The sequence below is a fragment of the Oceanobacillus halophilus genome (assembly GCF_003628505.1).
Lineage (GTDB): Bacteria > Bacillota > Bacilli > Bacillales > Amphibacillaceae > Oceanobacillus > Oceanobacillus halophilus.
Window position 1 is genome coordinate 36,018 of record NZ_RBZP01000025.1, and the last position, 14,707, is coordinate 50,724.

15 protein-coding genes are annotated in these 14,707 nt (G+C 41.4%); 3 read left to right on the forward strand and 12 right to left on the reverse strand.

Features of this window, described 5'->3' with window-relative positions; translation table 11 throughout:
- Positions 1-236 precede the first annotated feature (236 nt).
- The 12 genes from D8M06_RS19760 to D8M06_RS18070 all read right to left on the reverse strand — a co-directional run bounded on the left by D8M06_RS19760 (position 237) and on the right by D8M06_RS18070 (position 11,747).
- On the reverse strand, positions 237-476 hold the full coding sequence (locus D8M06_RS19760) for a hypothetical protein (RefSeq protein WP_147404993.1): 240 nt from the start codon (positions 474-476) through the stop codon (positions 237-239).
- Between the two features lie 145 nt (positions 477-621).
- Complete coding sequence (locus D8M06_RS18020) at positions 622-810, reverse strand: hypothetical protein (protein ID WP_158591827.1); 189 nt, start codon at positions 808-810, stop codon at positions 622-624.
- Positions 811-922: 112 nt separating this feature from the next.
- Positions 923-2,212 carry a CapA family protein gene (locus D8M06_RS18025; RefSeq protein ID WP_338323005.1) on the reverse strand — a complete coding sequence of 430 codons (1,290 nt, stop codon included), beginning with the start codon at positions 2,210-2,212 and terminating at the stop codon, positions 923-925.
- A 2-nt stretch (positions 2,213-2,214) separates the two neighbouring features.
- Complete coding sequence (allB, locus tag D8M06_RS18030) at positions 2,215-3,615, reverse strand: allantoinase AllB (protein WP_121205981.1); 1,401 nt, start codon at positions 3,613-3,615, stop codon at positions 2,215-2,217.
- Between the two features lie 16 nt (positions 3,616-3,631).
- Complete coding sequence (locus tag D8M06_RS18035; RefSeq protein ID WP_121205982.1) at positions 3,632-4,549, reverse strand: dihydroorotate dehydrogenase; 918 nt, start codon at positions 4,547-4,549, stop codon at positions 3,632-3,634.
- Entirely contained in the window at positions 4,546-5,331 is a 786-nt protein-coding gene (locus tag D8M06_RS18040) for a dihydroorotate dehydrogenase electron transfer subunit (RefSeq protein WP_121205983.1), read from the reverse strand. Before D8M06_RS18040 ends, D8M06_RS18035 begins: the two co-directional genes overlap by 4 nt.
- Positions 5,312-6,580 carry a M20 family metallo-hydrolase gene (locus D8M06_RS18045; protein WP_241558989.1) on the reverse strand — a complete coding sequence of 423 codons (1,269 nt, stop codon included), beginning with the start codon at positions 6,578-6,580 and terminating at the stop codon, positions 5,312-5,314. Before D8M06_RS18045 ends, D8M06_RS18040 begins: the two co-directional genes overlap by 20 nt.
- 84 nt (positions 6,581-6,664) lie before the next feature.
- On the reverse strand, positions 6,665-8,275 hold the full coding sequence (locus D8M06_RS18050) for a PucR family transcriptional regulator (protein ID WP_121205985.1): 1,611 nt from the start codon (positions 8,273-8,275) through the stop codon (positions 6,665-6,667).
- A gap of 29 nt (positions 8,276-8,304) precedes the next feature.
- Positions 8,305-9,579: a TRAP transporter large permease gene (locus tag D8M06_RS18055; RefSeq protein ID WP_121205986.1), complete on the reverse strand. Its 1,275-nt coding sequence runs from the start codon at positions 9,577-9,579 to the stop codon at positions 8,305-8,307.
- Entirely contained in the window at positions 9,576-10,064 is a 489-nt protein-coding gene (locus tag D8M06_RS18060) for a TRAP transporter small permease (protein ID WP_121205987.1), read from the reverse strand. Before D8M06_RS18060 ends, D8M06_RS18055 begins: the two co-directional genes overlap by 4 nt.
- Positions 10,065-10,237: 173 nt before the next feature.
- Positions 10,238-11,308 (reverse strand): TRAP transporter substrate-binding protein, encoded by a 1,071-nt coding sequence (locus D8M06_RS18065; protein ID WP_121205988.1) that lies wholly within the window; start codon positions 11,306-11,308, stop codon positions 10,238-10,240.
- Between the two features lie 25 nt (positions 11,309-11,333).
- Complete coding sequence (locus tag D8M06_RS18070; RefSeq protein ID WP_147404994.1) at positions 11,334-11,747, reverse strand: hypothetical protein; 414 nt, start codon at positions 11,745-11,747, stop codon at positions 11,334-11,336.
- A gap of 140 nt (positions 11,748-11,887) precedes the next feature.
- Between D8M06_RS18070 and D8M06_RS18075 the strand changes: the two genes are divergently transcribed.
- From D8M06_RS18075 to D8M06_RS18085, 3 genes are all read left to right on the forward strand, one after another.
- The gene (locus D8M06_RS18075; protein ID WP_121205990.1) at positions 11,888-12,451 is read left to right on the forward strand and encodes a tyrosine-type recombinase/integrase; all 564 of its coding nucleotides are present in this window, start codon (positions 11,888-11,890) and stop codon (positions 12,449-12,451) included.
- Between the two features lie 14 nt (positions 12,452-12,465).
- Entirely contained in the window at positions 12,466-13,959 is a 1,494-nt protein-coding gene (locus D8M06_RS18080; RefSeq protein WP_241558990.1) for a potassium/proton antiporter, read from the forward strand.
- A gap of 146 nt (positions 13,960-14,105) precedes the next feature.
- Positions 14,106-14,438 (forward strand): P-II family nitrogen regulator, encoded by a 333-nt coding sequence (locus D8M06_RS18085; RefSeq protein WP_121205991.1) that lies wholly within the window; start codon positions 14,106-14,108, stop codon positions 14,436-14,438.
- Positions 14,439-14,707: the final 269 nt, after the last annotated feature.

The following is a 14,707-nucleotide window of genomic DNA, read 5'->3' on the forward strand; positions in this document are numbered from 1 at the left end:
CCTTGTCCCCCCTTTTACCGTCCCTTCTTTTCATATCGCACAATTTGCCAATTTAATCTTCATTATATTTAATATTGCCTATAGTTTAAAGGGTATTTAGTAACGTTTTAGTAGATAAACGGAGCGGAAAAGAAATGAAAGATAGGTAGAAAGTACGATTGGGGTTGGCGTGGGCTCGGCTCTGGTCGCGGGGTGCTCACGCAGGGGGACGCGGGGACAGGTTCCTCGTCCCCGTGTTATATGAACTGTCTCGCTCTTTCTATCAACCGACCCGCTCTTTCTATCAACCGACCCGCTCTTTCTATCAACCGACTCGCTCTTTCTATCAACTGACTCGCTCTCCCTATCAACCGACCCGCTCTTTCTATCAACCGACCCGCTCTTTCTATCAACCGTCTCGCTCTCTCTATCAACCGACCCGCTCTTTCTATCAACCATCTCGCTCTCCCTATCAACCGACCCGCTCTTTCTATCAACCGCTCCCCCCAATCCCCCAAAACATCCAAACAAAAAAATAGCGCAGCCCCCCACATACATGCAAGGAACTACACCACCAATTTCCCTTATATCAACTAAAAACACTTCCAACACGGGACACGGAACCTGTCCCCCTGTCCCCCACTACAAACTTTTCTTAAATTTAAATTCTTTTACTACGGTTTCGTAGTCTAGGTCTAGATCTGCGCAGCGTTTTTCTAGTTCGGCGAAAAAGTCAAAATCTCCTTTTACCGGCTGGTCACGGTATTCGTAATAATAATTGATGAGTTCATATAGCTCAGCGAATACTTTTACCTTTTCCACTTTATCCATCTTATCACCCAATTCCTTCAAATAATTCAGATAATTAATGATATCAGCTTTTCGCTGTATGTTCAAGATTTTCCAGTAAATGTATTCTCAACGTAAACACCCAAACAAACATTCAATCCAAGCGAACCGTAGCAACGCCATCTTCTATACTAAATTTCGTCCCATACGGCTCCGATAATTTTGCCAAACTTTCCAGTACTTGATGCTGTTTGGAGAGTTTCGGCCAGCCTTTCTTATAGCGTGGCAAATCAAATCCCAGGTCAATCGGATAGAATACTAATTTGGTCAGGGATCCATTTTCCATCTCCCAGTATGGCACCACGGATTCCCAAACTGCAGGGTTTACTCCTAATCCTTTGGTATTATTCGCACTCCTGGCATCTAGCGCATCCGCGACTGTTGCTGTCATGGGCAAATTATATTTTTCATAAAAATCACTTGGAAGTTTTTCAACCGTATCATTTTGGAAAATAAAATTACCTAAACTATAAAATATTGGACGCTTTTTATAAATTTCTATCCCACGTAGTACATGGGGACCATGCCCAATAACGGCGTGAGCTCCCTCGTCAATGCATGTCCTGGCAAACGTCTCTAAAAAGTCTGGTGCGACATCTTTGCGATCTTTGTTAATCTCATGGCAATGGATGCTGACAACGACATGATCCGCCTGACGGTTGCCTTCATGAATCGCTTTGATTATGCGGTCCATATCCCCTTTATGAGGTTCACGGACCATTTTCTCTTCTTTCCCCATTCGAAACGTATAATCCCCGAACTGGAAGTCAACCCCATCACTCGTAGCAAATCCTTCTTTCACCGCTAAATCATTTTCTGCATTTATATCCGTAGCTGCAGCGATTTCTTTTAATTGTTCCATATGCTCCCTGCCAACCTGGTACGTGGTTTCCACTCGCAACGGGTTCACCCCAGGACGCCCTATCATATCTGGACGCTGATCACCCGCTCGCCAAAAATCATGGAACGTAGATGTAGCACTGATAAGCGCCACTCGTCCCTCACCTGTATCTAGATATTTTGGGGAACTTGCTGCTGCTAGGTTTTCCCCTACTCCTGCATGGACCACGCCATTTGCATCTAACGTTTCCTCCGTCGCTTCCAGTCCGCCATACAGATAATCCAGAGTATGGTTATTTGCCCAGGCCATGCAGTTAAATGAATATTGCAATAAGTCTTGTAAAACAGAAGGATCGGACATGGCCCAAGTTCCACCACTTAGCGCGGACGGATAACCTTGACTGCGGTGCAGCGTTGTTTCCAAATTCGTAAAACGAAAAGCCGCGCTGCTAATAATCCCAGCTAATTTCGTATCAAAATCGCCCCTGGATAATCTCCTATTAATAAAACTATCCCCCGTTGCCACGAACGTTGTTTTCTTCATCGTCATTTTTCACCCGCCACTGGTTTTACTAAGCTTCCAGTAGGATTGCCTAAAATTTCCCCATCTTTCATTACCGTGTTACCTCGAACAATCGTTTGAACAGGCACTCCCTTCACCTGAAAACCGTCAAAAGCAGTTACTTTACTCTTACTATGGAGTTTCTCACGCTGGATGACTGATTCTTTGTTCATATCGACAATCGTAATATCGGCATCGGTACCAGGTTTCAAGGAGCCTTTATTAGGAATCGAAAATAGCTCGCTTGGTCCCTCTGACAAGAGACGAGCAGCATCCTCTATCGTGATTTTCCCTTCGTTTACGGCGTTCAACATCAGCGGAACCAGTGTTTCCACCCCACACATGCCTGCAGGAATCGACCATAAATCGCCATCTTTTTCTTCTTCCGTATGTGGAGCATGGTCGGAACACACAAGGGAAATCGTTCCATCACGCAATGCTTCCCATAATGCTTCCTGGTCTTTTTTGAATTTCACTGGTGGATATACTTTCATTTGCGGACCAACCCGATCATAGTCCTCGGCCGATAAAAATAGAAAATGCGGACAGGTTTCCGCAGTTATTGGATAGCCATCTTTTTGCGCTTGTCGGATATGTTCAATTCCTTCAGCGGTGCTGACATGCAAAATATGCAGGCGAGCACCTGTTTTCTTCGCCATTGCTATTCCCGATTGAATTGTTAATTCTTCTGCTAGATTTGGTCTTCCTTCCAATAAATCCAAATAAGTATGACCGTTTCGATCTTCCACCTTTTGCGTTAAATGCTGAATGAGATCATTATTTTCCGCATGGATAGCAAAGATTTGCCCGGTTTTCGCCACTTCTTCAAACATTTCATAAACTTCACCATCTGTGAATGGTGGAATGACGTCTTCCATATCACTTTTATAGTTGTACATTAACTGGAAGGTTTTGGAATGTACCGCATAGCCCCAGAAAAATTTAAACCCAATGACTCCAGCTTGTTTTAGAGATTGATATTCTTTCAGATTTAAATGTCCCAAACAAATCGCCCAAATGCCGTAGTCGACGAATGCCTTGCTGCTTAAATTCGACACTTGTTTCTCAAAATTTTCCACGTTATTAATCGGCGGATTCGTATTAGGCATCTCAAATATTGTGGTCACCCCACCAGCAGCTGCCGCTTGCGTTGAATGGAAAAAGTCCTCTTTATATGTAGCACCCGGATCTCTGGAATGCACATGCGTATCCAGAAATCCTGGGAAAACGTGTAACCCATTGGCATCAATAGTTTCTTTCACCTCTACAGGAAGTTCGCCATCAGTTACCACCGCGATTTTTCCGTCCTTCACATAGATGTTACCCGGACGCACTTCCTCGGAGGTAACGAGATTTCCATTTTTAATCAGCATATCGTATGTCATGTTTTATCCACCTCTTTTAAACGTCTACTTTTCCAATAATGTCGCGTATATCAGCTATGTTATGTTGAGTCATGTATGCTTGAATTTCCTCGATAATCTGAATCATTGCGTACGGATTTACAAAACTAGCAGTTCCCACTTGTACGGCAGTTGCTCCAGCAAGCATCATTTCAATCGCATCTTCCCCATTCATCACGCCACCACAGCCAATAATGGGAATAGTGGTCATTTGGGAAACTTGATAGATCATGCGAATAATCACTGGTTTGGTGGAAGGTCCCGAATATCCTCCCATGACATTGGCAATTTTCGGTTTCCTTGTGTGAACATCAATTGACATGGCGAGCAGTGTATTGGCCACATTTAAGCTATCACTGCCAGCACTTTCTGCAGCAAGAGCAATTTCCTGGATACTTCGCACATTCGGGGTTAGTTTGGTAATTACCGGCTTATCTGTTACCGAACGAACCTTTTTTACCAAATCATACGTCAGGTCAGCATGCATTCCAAACGCTTCGCCATTTCCCTTTAAGTTCGGACAGGATATATTTAATTCCACCCCATGTACGTCCTTACTGCTTGTCACAATCTCTGAAATCTCGGCAAACTCATCGACGGAATCGGCTGATACACTGGGAATGAGCGGTACGTCATACTTAGCATAAAAAGGGACATAATGCTTCATGTAATAATCGATTCCCATACTCTGGATACCAATCGAATTAATCATGCCACCAGCTGTTTCACAAACCCGAGGTGTAGCATTTCCTGGCTGCGGACTCATCGTTATACTTTTTGGCACAAGCGCACCTAATTGATTAAAATCAATAACCTTCTCCATCTCTGGGCCAAATGTTCCAGACGCTGGCATGATTGGATTTTGCAACGTTAATCCACCGATATTAACTCGCATATTCACTGCTGTTTTCATCATTTGATAACCACCTGCTCTAACGGGAAGACAGGGCCATCCACACAGACACGGGCATTCTTCACTTCATCCCCTGTTTGAATTTCACAAACACAGGCATAACATACACCCATCCCACATCCCATATGTTCTTCCAGCGCAATCTCCCCGGGTAAATTCTCCTGTTTTGCAATTTTTTGCATGAGCCGTGACAACCGCTTGGACCCGCATGTATATAAAGCATCCACAGGAGTCTGACTTAAAATATCATGAATGAGCTCTTCCACCTGATCCACATCACTATTGCCATCCTCTTCCGTCACCTTGTAAACATCCACCCCAATGCCACGCAAATAATCTGCAGCGAGTAGATCATTTCTGCTCCGCGCACTAAGAATCGCTGTCACCTGTTTCCCAGATGCTGCTGCTTCATAAGCAAGTGCGGATAATGTAGCAACACCTACCCCTCGTGCTAACAGAAGAATGGAATCATACCCAGCATTAACATCAAACCCCTTGCCAAGTGGACCAAACAAATCAATCGTTTCCCCTGCCTGCAACTCGGTCATTTTATTCGTACCCAAACCTTTAACCAAATATAGAAATTCAATCTGCCCATGCTCTGCATCGATTTTATACACACTGAGCGGTCTGCGTAACAGCGGATAGATCCCATCATAGGTTTTTATATGGAAAAATTGCCCCGGTTGCACGGTTTGTGTCATATTACTTGCGTCCACCACCATAAGCCAATAACGGTCACTCACTTGCGTATTGGATAAAACCTTATATTCCTGTGCTTGCATGCTGGTCTTCCCCCTTGCTGACAATCACCGCTTGTTTTAGAACTTCAGCTTCCAATACTTTTAAACCTGTTTCAATGTCCTTTTCCTCGGTAAATTCATCTGGGTGATGACTGAGACCATCAACAGAAGGGACAAATATTAAAGCAGATGGCCAGCACGTCGCCATATTCATCGCATCATGTCCTGCGCCGCTTGCCATAAACAGATAAGAAACACCCACATCTTCACATGTCTTCGCTAAGCTTTTTCTCCCTTTTTCATCCATAATGACTGGCTGATCTTCCTGTATGACTTTCATCGAAATGGTCGTTCCGCGCTTTTCTTCCAACAGTTCTGCCCGCTCTTTGATTCGATTCAGGACTCGGTTTCGTGATTCCACATTCGTGCTTCGGATATCCACTTTTAATGAAGCATATCCTGGAACAACATTCATAGCTCCTGGAGCAAGCTCAAGCACACCAACTGTAGCAACCGTTCCAAAGTCTTCTTCTAATAGAGCCGCTTTTTCAACAGCAAGCGACAGTTCTGAAGCTGACAACAAGGCATCTTTCCGCTGCGTCATCCCAGTCGTTCCAGAATGAGAACTTCTGCCTTCGATTTCAATTGCCAAACGCAGAGGAGCAGCAACGCCCGTAACAATTCCTACCGATTTTTTCTCATCTATCAGCTTTAACCCTTGTTCAATATGCAGCTCATAGAACGCTTTCAATGGAGTGTTTTTACGATTAGCAGACAAAAACTGGTCTAGTTCCAATCCTTGATTGACCACCGCATTCCTCAAAGAGATCCCATCTTTATCTTGTAATTCTTCGAGCGTTTCTTGATCCACTTTTCCAGTCATTGCTTTACTTCCAAGCGTCGCAAAATTAAAGCGAGAAGACTCTTCACAGGCAAAAGCAATCAGTTCAACCGAATGGGCCGTTTCTATCCCTTCTTCAACCATCGTCCTGACAATCTCTAATCCCGCTACAACTCCTAACGCGCCATCATATCTTCCCCCACTATACACCGTATCCAAATGGGACCCGATAGCAACTGCTGGCAAGTAGGGATCGGTACCTGGCAACTTGGCGATCACATTACCTGCAGCATCCACACTCGTCTCCATTCCTAATTTCTTGCATTCTTTTAAAATATATTGTTTGGCTTGCTGTTCCTCCAGCGTATACGCAAGTCTTTCTATGCCATGATTGGTTTCCCCCATTTGATTAATCACTTGTAACGTTTCCATCACTCGACTGATTTTCACATGCATTCACCCCGATTATTTCCATTATTATCTATAATTCTAATTTACAGGAAATTCAGTTGTTACTTCAGACAATAAATATCGTTATCTTTTGTCTTTATCGATAATAACGGAAAAATAGTGATAAATCTTCAATCCCATAAGCAACATTAGTTTGTCTTCAGAAAGATTCAAATTCAACCCGGTAATTTGTTTAATTTTCTGAAGCCGGTACTTTAATGTATTCACATGGATATATAATTGACTCGCCGTTTCCTTCAGGGATTCATTGCATTTAAAATACATCTCCAGCGTACGCAACAAGTTCAAATCATTCTCCCGGCTATAAACAATTAACTTTTTCATCGATTCATCATAGTAATTCTCTAATTCCTGATGATCGTCCACTAAAGAAATCAAGCGGTAAACACCCAAGGAATCATAATGAACAATCGCCTTATCCTCCCACAACTCCGTACCAAGCGAAATCGCCTTCTCCGCTTCCGAAAAACTTCTCCGCAATCCATTGATTCCCAAATATGCCGGTCCGATCCCAATACGAACCCTCGTATGAGTAACTTTTTCTATCTCCATCAATAACTTTTCAGCAACTTTTTTTATCCCTTGGATGCTTCTATTTTTTTCCGGAATAATAAAAAGGATCGAATTACGAATCGCAGCAGTTATCGCTCCTTTTTCCAGCTGATTCGTCTTCACTTCAATTTGTGAAATTCGCTCCTTAAAAACATCCTCACTAAGTCCCTCTTTCTTATTGGCCAGAATACATAAATAGCGCTCGTTCCGCCGAAAACCATATGTCTCCGCACGCTCCACTAAATCTTTTCGATTCATCTCCTGATTGAAAAGCAAATCCCGAATAAACTCACTCTTATAATTCTGTTCCACATCATATTTGATTTTCTTACGTAAAAATTGAAGAGAAAGCAGTGATGCTGCTTTCTCTTGTATCGCTAAATCCACTTCCATGAAGCCAGATTGATAATCCCAGCACGTGACGGAACCATACAGGTCTCCTTCGACAAGGATTGGGGCCACAATACAGGAAACCAGATCCCCTCTCGCATCCTTTCTCATCATACGAATCGGACGCTGGACCGCCTCCAATTCCCTTAATTGTTCTACATTCAAGGTTTCGAGGCTTTCCTTCTGCTCTGAAAGATGAATGTAAGGAACATAGCTTTCTAAAAAGACCTTACTTTTTGCCAAGTACGACAAGGTTTCTATAAATCTGTCGAAACCACCATTAGCAATGGATATCTCGTCTAGTAGTCTCGTTGCATACTCCAAGTCTTCCTGTAAGACGACTTTTTGATTAAAAATAGCATTCATTGCCGGAGATAATATATCCAAATAACTGATTTGTTCCGGTATTTCCAGCAAAACAATTCCATATTCATCTGCTTTTGTTTTCATTTCCTCTGGAATCGCATCCACAAAACGAGCAGGCTTTATCGCTAAAGCTACAGTATGTACCTCCTGTAATTTATCAAGTAATTCCACCTGTTTTTCCACATCGTCTTTAATTGGATAAAGACTCGTTAATAATAATTCATTCCCCTTTAACCATGTCACGATATCAGGAACTTCCATCACCGTGACATTATTGACCATGTTTTCTAACCCAGAATGCCCAGCAACGACCTGGCAATGACGCAATCCTCCTACTTTTAGAAGTTTATTTAATGGAATTCCCATAATACCCCTCCGATTTTATACAAAAACAACTATTCTGCTAGATTCACAAGGAACAAGGATAAATCTGGTATATACGTAATCAGCAGCAATGCCACCACATTTACCGCAAAGAACCGGAGTAGGCCAGGCATCATTTGTTTCATCGTTTGCTGCGTGATGCCCTGTGTAACAAATATATTTAAGCCAAATGGCGGTGTATATAGACCAATGGCCAAGTTGGTAATCATGATGATTCCCAAATGAACCGGATCCACGCCTAAACCTAGAGCAGAATTAAAGATAAGTGGTGCAACAATGATAATTGCAGCTACCCCTTCCATAAACATACCTAGTACAAGTAACACTACATTGAGTACTAATAAGAACAGAATTGGTGAATCAATAGCTGTTGAAATCCACTGTGCCACCGTTTGCGGTACCTGACTCCGCGTTAACATCCAACCCAACACTTGCGCCGCCGCAACTAATACAAGCACCTGTGCCGATAGAACAGCCGAATCCACACATACTTTATAAAAGGATTTCAGATTCATTTCTTTATAAACAAAGAAGCTAATAAACAAGGCATAAACGGCAGAAACACCAGACGCCTCAGTTGGACTGAAAATCCCGCCATAAATACCACCTAAAATGATCACAGGAATGAGCAATGCCCAAGAGGCACTTATCGTCGCATTCCAAAGTTCCTTCCCTGTCGCTCTTGTATCACGAGGCAAATTATTCTTTCGGGCATAAAAGTAGATATATATAATGGATGAAAGACCAAGAATTACCCCGGCACCAATACCGGCAATAAACAGACTACCAACAGATACCCCGGTTACGGAACCATAGATGATAAGAGTAATACTCGGAGGAATGACGAGCGAAACAGAACCTGCAGATGCCAGCAACCCTGAAATAAACGATTTATCATATTTTCCTCGAATCATTTCAGGAGACATTAATTTACCGATAGCGACAACCGTTGCCGGACTGGACCCAGACAACGCCCCAAAAAACATACTCGCTAACTGTGTGGTAATCGCTACCCCACCGGATAAGTGTCCTACCAGACTGCGCGTCCAGCGAAGAATCCGCTTCGATAACCCACCAACTTCCATAATATTGGCAGCAAATATAAAAAACGGCAGAGCCATTAGCGCAAATTGGTCAATCCCACCAAACAAGCGCTGAATAAGAATCATCGGCTGGATATCTGTTGCAAACATCAGCGTTAAGAAAGAGGCAAGTGTGAGCGAAACAAATATCGGTGCACTACTAAATAAAAAGAATATAATTAGGATTAGTAATAATACAATCATAGGTTATTCCCCTTAACTTCATCAGTTTTTGCTTGTTTAACATGCTTGATCAAATTATCTACAAGATGGACGATGGAAATTGCCGCACCGAATGGAATTGCTAAATAAATCCAGTACATTTTAATTTGCATGGATGGCGTAATTTGCCCTGTCCCCATACTGAAAACAACCAGTTCCATCCCATAAATAATTAAGAAAACCATCAGAACAATCGAAACGAGGGTAACATAAATCCCAATCACATTCCGCCATTTCTCATTCACGTATTCCAAAAAGAAATCAATTCCAACATGCAAACCCCTGCCAAAACAAACACTGCTTCCTAAAAACGTCATCCATATAATCGCATAACGAATAAATTCCTCTGCCCATGTCGTATTCGCCTGAAAAAAATAACGAAGAATGATATTAATAAACAAAACAGCCGTCGCTGAAATAATACTAATGGCCAGAAAACCTTCTTCTATCTTATATAACCATTTCATTTAGGGAGTCACCTTCCTTTTGTGGAGCTGGATTTTTAAGTTGGTATGTTGATAGAGTTTGACGACAACACTTAATCCAGTCCTATGTAAATTCCTGCAGCAGATAAGGATGATGAAAAACAAGGAATTCGCACTATACTATTGGCAAATTCCTTGTATCCCACACTTACACCTTATTTCTGCACTTCATCAATAGCCTGATAAAGTTTCTCAAGCAATTCTAACTGTTCCGGTGTATTATAAACTTCTTCATGCATCGGACGTGATGCTTCACGGAATGCAGCGATTTCTTCTTCCGTAAATTCATAATAATTCACACCACTGTCTTTGATTTGCTGACGGTAATCATTTTCTGTTTCCGCCAAGTCCTCACGTGCTGCTGTACGTCCAGCTTCTTCCGCTTCCGCAATAACTTCCTTCAAATCATCAGACAGGCCTTGGTACCAACCTTGGTTAGCCATGAGCACATATGTCATCGTTCCATGGTAACTTTCGATAATATTATCCTGTACTTCATGATAGTTATTTAGAAAAATAGTTTGAAGTGGATTCTCTTGTCCATCCACGGTTCCTTGCTGTAAAGAATTATAAACTTCCGCATATGGTACTGGGATAGCTGTCCCACCCCATGTTTCATATTGTTCAATCAATACAGGGGATTCCATAACACGCATCGTTAAGCCAGCGAAATCTTCTGGACTATGAATCTCTTTGCCACTTGTTGTGAAAAGCTTGAATCCACCAGGCCAGTACCCTAGCCCTTGGAATCCGCCTTTTTCAAGTGTTCCTAGTAGCTCCTGTCCTACTTCACCATCGAGAACTTCATAGGTTTCCTCTTTATCAGCAGGCCATAAATATGGTAAATCTACCGCTTTAATGTCATCAACAAACGGGGTAACAACCGCTGTCGGCTGCATCGTAATATCTATTTCTCCCATTTGCGTTCCCTCCACTTGTTCTCGCAAACTACCAAGCTGAGAAGCTGGATAAATGCTGACGGTTACATTTCCATCCGTTTTCTCTTCAACTACTTCTTTAAACTTCTCCGCACCAACATGTTCCGGACTTTCAATTGGCTGATTGTGACTAAACGTAATCTCTAACGTTTCAAATGAACCAGAACCATCACTTCCACCATCTCCATTATCCGAAGATGAATCACCAGAAGCATCCTCACTATCCCCACCACATGCAGCTAATAACAAAACAAACAGAAATATCGACAACATGAGTATCTTTTTCATCAAATTCCCCCTATTCTTTTAATTATTAAAATTTTACCACCTTCCGCCTAGTATTTCCAGACAAAATTTTTCGATAATTTTTATTTATTAAGACAAAAGACCGGGGGACACGGGGACAGGTTCCTTGTCCCCGTTTATTTATCAAACGGATTTGTCTTTCTATCGACTGTCTTGATCTTTCTATCAACCGACTCGCTCTCTCTATCAACCGACTCGCTCTCTCTATCAACCGACTCGCTCTCTCTATCAACCGACCCGCTCTCCCTATCAACCGACCCACTCTCTCTATCAACCGCCTCGCTCTCCCTATCAACCGACCCGCTCTCTCTATCAACCGACCCGCTCTTTCTATCAACCGACCCGCTCTTTCTATCAACCGACTCGCTCTTTCTATCAACCGACCCGCTCTTTCTATCAACCGACCCGCTCTTTCTATCAACCGACTCACCACTCATCCCATGACAAACTTAAGCAGGGGACACCTAACCTGTCCCTCTGTCCCACTTCATTCTTTTTGTAATGTTACATATTCAAATGTTATAATAAGGTTATGTTACATTAGAAGAGAGGGGGAGTGAGTTGGAGTTTGTAGATCCTATAAAAGACTTGGAGACGATAAATGAAATAAAAAAGTTACTTAAGCAAAAGTCTCAAAGGGATTTCTTGTTATTTGTGTTTGGCATCAATACGGGGATACGGCTGAATGACTTGCTTCATTTGAAGGTTAAAGATGTTTGGGATGGAAAAGAAGCTAGGGAATTTTTGTTTATTACGGAAGCTGGCAAGCGAAAAGAACAATCCATCTTCTTAAACAACAAAGTTCATGATGCTTCAAAAGGATATTTATTAGATTCCAATTTATCTGCGAATGATTTTCTTTTTAAATCTAGAAAATATGATGGACCAATTACGCGACAGCAAGCCTACCGTATTATTAATCAAGCTGGAAGAGAGGTAGGTATTCAAGGAAAAATCGGCACCCATACAATCAGGAAAACATTTGGTTACCACGCATACAGAAAAGGGATTGCTATTTCACTCATACAGTCTGTTTTTGGTCATGCTTCTCCATCTGAAACTCTAAGATATATAGGAATTGATAAAAAAAGTAAGCATCTGATAAAAGTAGATGTTCATTTATAGAAAGGGGGACACACATGAATGAAGGCGGATTCATCATGGAATACTTCATATTAATTCTGGGTCTATTACTCATTATTGGAGTACTGGCTACTAAGTTTTCCAGTAGATTGGGAGTTCCAGCACTAGTTCTTTTCATTCTTGTAGGGATGTTGCTTGGAAGTGATGGTTTTAAGCTTATTGACTTTAGTGATTATAATTTATCTAGATTAATAGGTATGTTTGCCTTAGTTATTATTTTGTTTGATGGTGGACTGCAAACAAAATGGTCCACAGTAAAACCTGTAGTCACTCCTTCTCTTATACTTGCCACAATAGGGGTTATTTTGACATCACTCATTGTGGGGATAGGGGCAAAATTTGTACTGGAAGTAACCTGGTTTGAAGCCTTATTATTTGGGTCCATTGTTGGCTCAACGGATGCTGCAGCAGTCTTTGCAGTGCTAAAAGGAAAAAATATTAAACCGAGGATCAAGGCAACACTGGAAGCAGAATCTGGATCAAACGACCCGATGGCAATGATTCTTATGATTTCTTTTATTCAATTAATCTCCATGGACCAATCGTCCTATCTAACATTGGTCGGCTCATTCTTTTGGCAAATGATTATCGGCCTCGTTTTCGGACTAGTCGCAGGTAAAATCGCTACAATAGCCATCAATAACATTAACTTAGATTCAAGTGGGCTATATCCTGTATTTACATTGGCATTCGCCTTGTTAATCTATAGCATTACAGATCTGATTAATGCAAGTGGTTTATTAGCTGTTTATGTAGCTGCGGTTTTAATCGGTAACTCCGAAATAACCTATCGTCATTCCATTTTTAGATTCAATGAGGGGTTTGCCTGGATAGCACAAATTTTAATGTTTACGATTTTAGGTCTCTTAGTTTTCCCCACACATCTATTCACCTGGGATATTATTTGGAAAGGTCTACTAGTTTCCTTTATTTTAATATTCCTAGCTCGTCCAATAGCTGTTTTTCTATCAACGGTTAAACTTGGATATAACACAAAAGAAAAAGTCTTCCTCTCATGGGCCGGATTAAAGGGGGCAGTCCCCATTGTATTAGCTACTTTTCCCATGGCAGCTGGTTTAGAAAACAGCCAATTATTTTTTAACGTTATCTTCTTTATTGTCTTGATTTCTGCTCTTGTACAAGGATCTACTATATCCATTTTTGCTGAAAAGTTAGGTTTAACTGGACCTAAAAAGACAGAACCAATGCATTCTTTGGAATTAGTTTCTCTTGGAAAAGCTAATGCAGAAATGATTGAATACGAAGCAAGCGATGATACCACCATAATAGGCGAATCATTAGCTGATATTGAATTTCCAAATGATGTTCTAGTTAATGCTGTGATTAGAAATGACGAACTAATAACACCATCTGGTGATACAAAAATCGAACCAGGAGACATTTTATATATTCTTGTTTCGCGTAAAAGCAAAAAGGAATTAAAGCAATTATTAAAAAAGGAGAAGGAAATAAGTACATCCTCTGCTTAGCATAGAAAGCAAGAAGGTCTTTGCCAAAGTTCTACGTGAGGGGACAATTGTGATGAAGCGCTGCTTGAATTGCGTCTTACATCTTTGGGGGGTTTGCGGCTCCACTAAAAAACCTTCCACTATCTTCGTTTTAGGAGTGAGAGAACATGGGTATATCAAAGGATTTCAAACTAATTGTAACAATTATTGCACAAGATATGGCCGATAAAGTATTGGACGCCATTGAAAAAGAAGGTGTAAAAAAAAGCACTGTCCTGTTAAGTCGAGGCATAAGTGATAACAATCCAATATTACCATTTAACGTCCGAATTGATCCAAGACGTGAAGTTATACTTACTTTAGTTCCTAAAGACAAAGCAAATCGAACATTTGAAGTTATCTTAGAAGCTGGAGAACTGGAAAAACCACTCAATGGATTAACCTTTATATCAGATATCGAAAAAGTAGGCGGCATCGACTTAAGCATGTTTGATAATTAGGGGGACGCGGGGACAGGTTCCTCGTCCCCCCTGTTTTACATATAAGCAACGCTATCTTACAGAAAGAGACGAACTCTTCAAAACCGTTAGAGAAATAACATCTCTCCTCGATTACCTAAAATTTCACATCAGCTCAAAAACTTTTATGGACTGGGACAAGGCACCTGTCCGAGGCCACTGAAAAACCATCCCTTTTATAGAAAGTGTTGAAGTAAAATAAAAAAAGAGAGTCCTTTTTTGTTTTTTTCACAAAAAAGTCTCTCTTTTTT

Excerpts from the sequence above, each read along its gene's own strand:
- D8M06_RS18020 (WP_158591827.1), bottom strand. The coding sequence starts at position 810 with ATGGATAAAGTGGAAAAGGTAAAAGTATTCGCTGAGCTATATGAACTC.
- D8M06_RS18025 (WP_338323005.1), bottom strand. The coding sequence starts at position 2,212 with ATGAAGAAAACAACGTTCGTGGCAACGGGGGATAGTTTTATTAATAGG.
- allB (WP_121205981.1), bottom strand. The coding sequence starts at position 3,615 with ATGACATACGATATGCTGATTAAAAATGGAAATCTCGTTACCTCCGAG.
- D8M06_RS18035 (WP_121205982.1), bottom strand. The coding sequence starts at position 4,549 with ATGATGAAAACAGCAGTGAATATGCGAGTTAATATCGGTGGATTAACG.
- D8M06_RS18040 (WP_121205983.1), bottom strand. The coding sequence starts at position 5,331 with ATGCAAGCACAGGAATATAAGGTTTTATCCAATACGCAAGTGAGTGAC.
- D8M06_RS18050 (WP_121205985.1), bottom strand. The coding sequence starts at position 8,275 with ATGGGAATTCCATTAAATAAACTTCTAAAAGTAGGAGGATTGCGTCAT.
- D8M06_RS18055 (WP_121205986.1), bottom strand. The coding sequence starts at position 9,579 with ATGATTGTATTATTACTAATCCTAATTATATTCTTTTTATTTAGTAGT.
- D8M06_RS18060 (WP_121205987.1), bottom strand. The coding sequence starts at position 10,064 with ATGAAATGGTTATATAAGATAGAAGAAGGTTTTCTGGCCATTAGTATT.
- D8M06_RS18065 (WP_121205988.1), bottom strand. The coding sequence starts at position 11,308 with ATGAAAAAGATACTCATGTTGTCGATATTTCTGTTTGTTTTGTTATTA.
- D8M06_RS18080 (WP_241558990.1), top strand. The coding sequence starts at position 12,466 with ATGAATGAAGGCGGATTCATCATGGAATACTTCATATTAATTCTGGGT.
- D8M06_RS18085 (WP_121205991.1), top strand. The coding sequence starts at position 14,106 with ATGGGTATATCAAAGGATTTCAAACTAATTGTAACAATTATTGCACAA.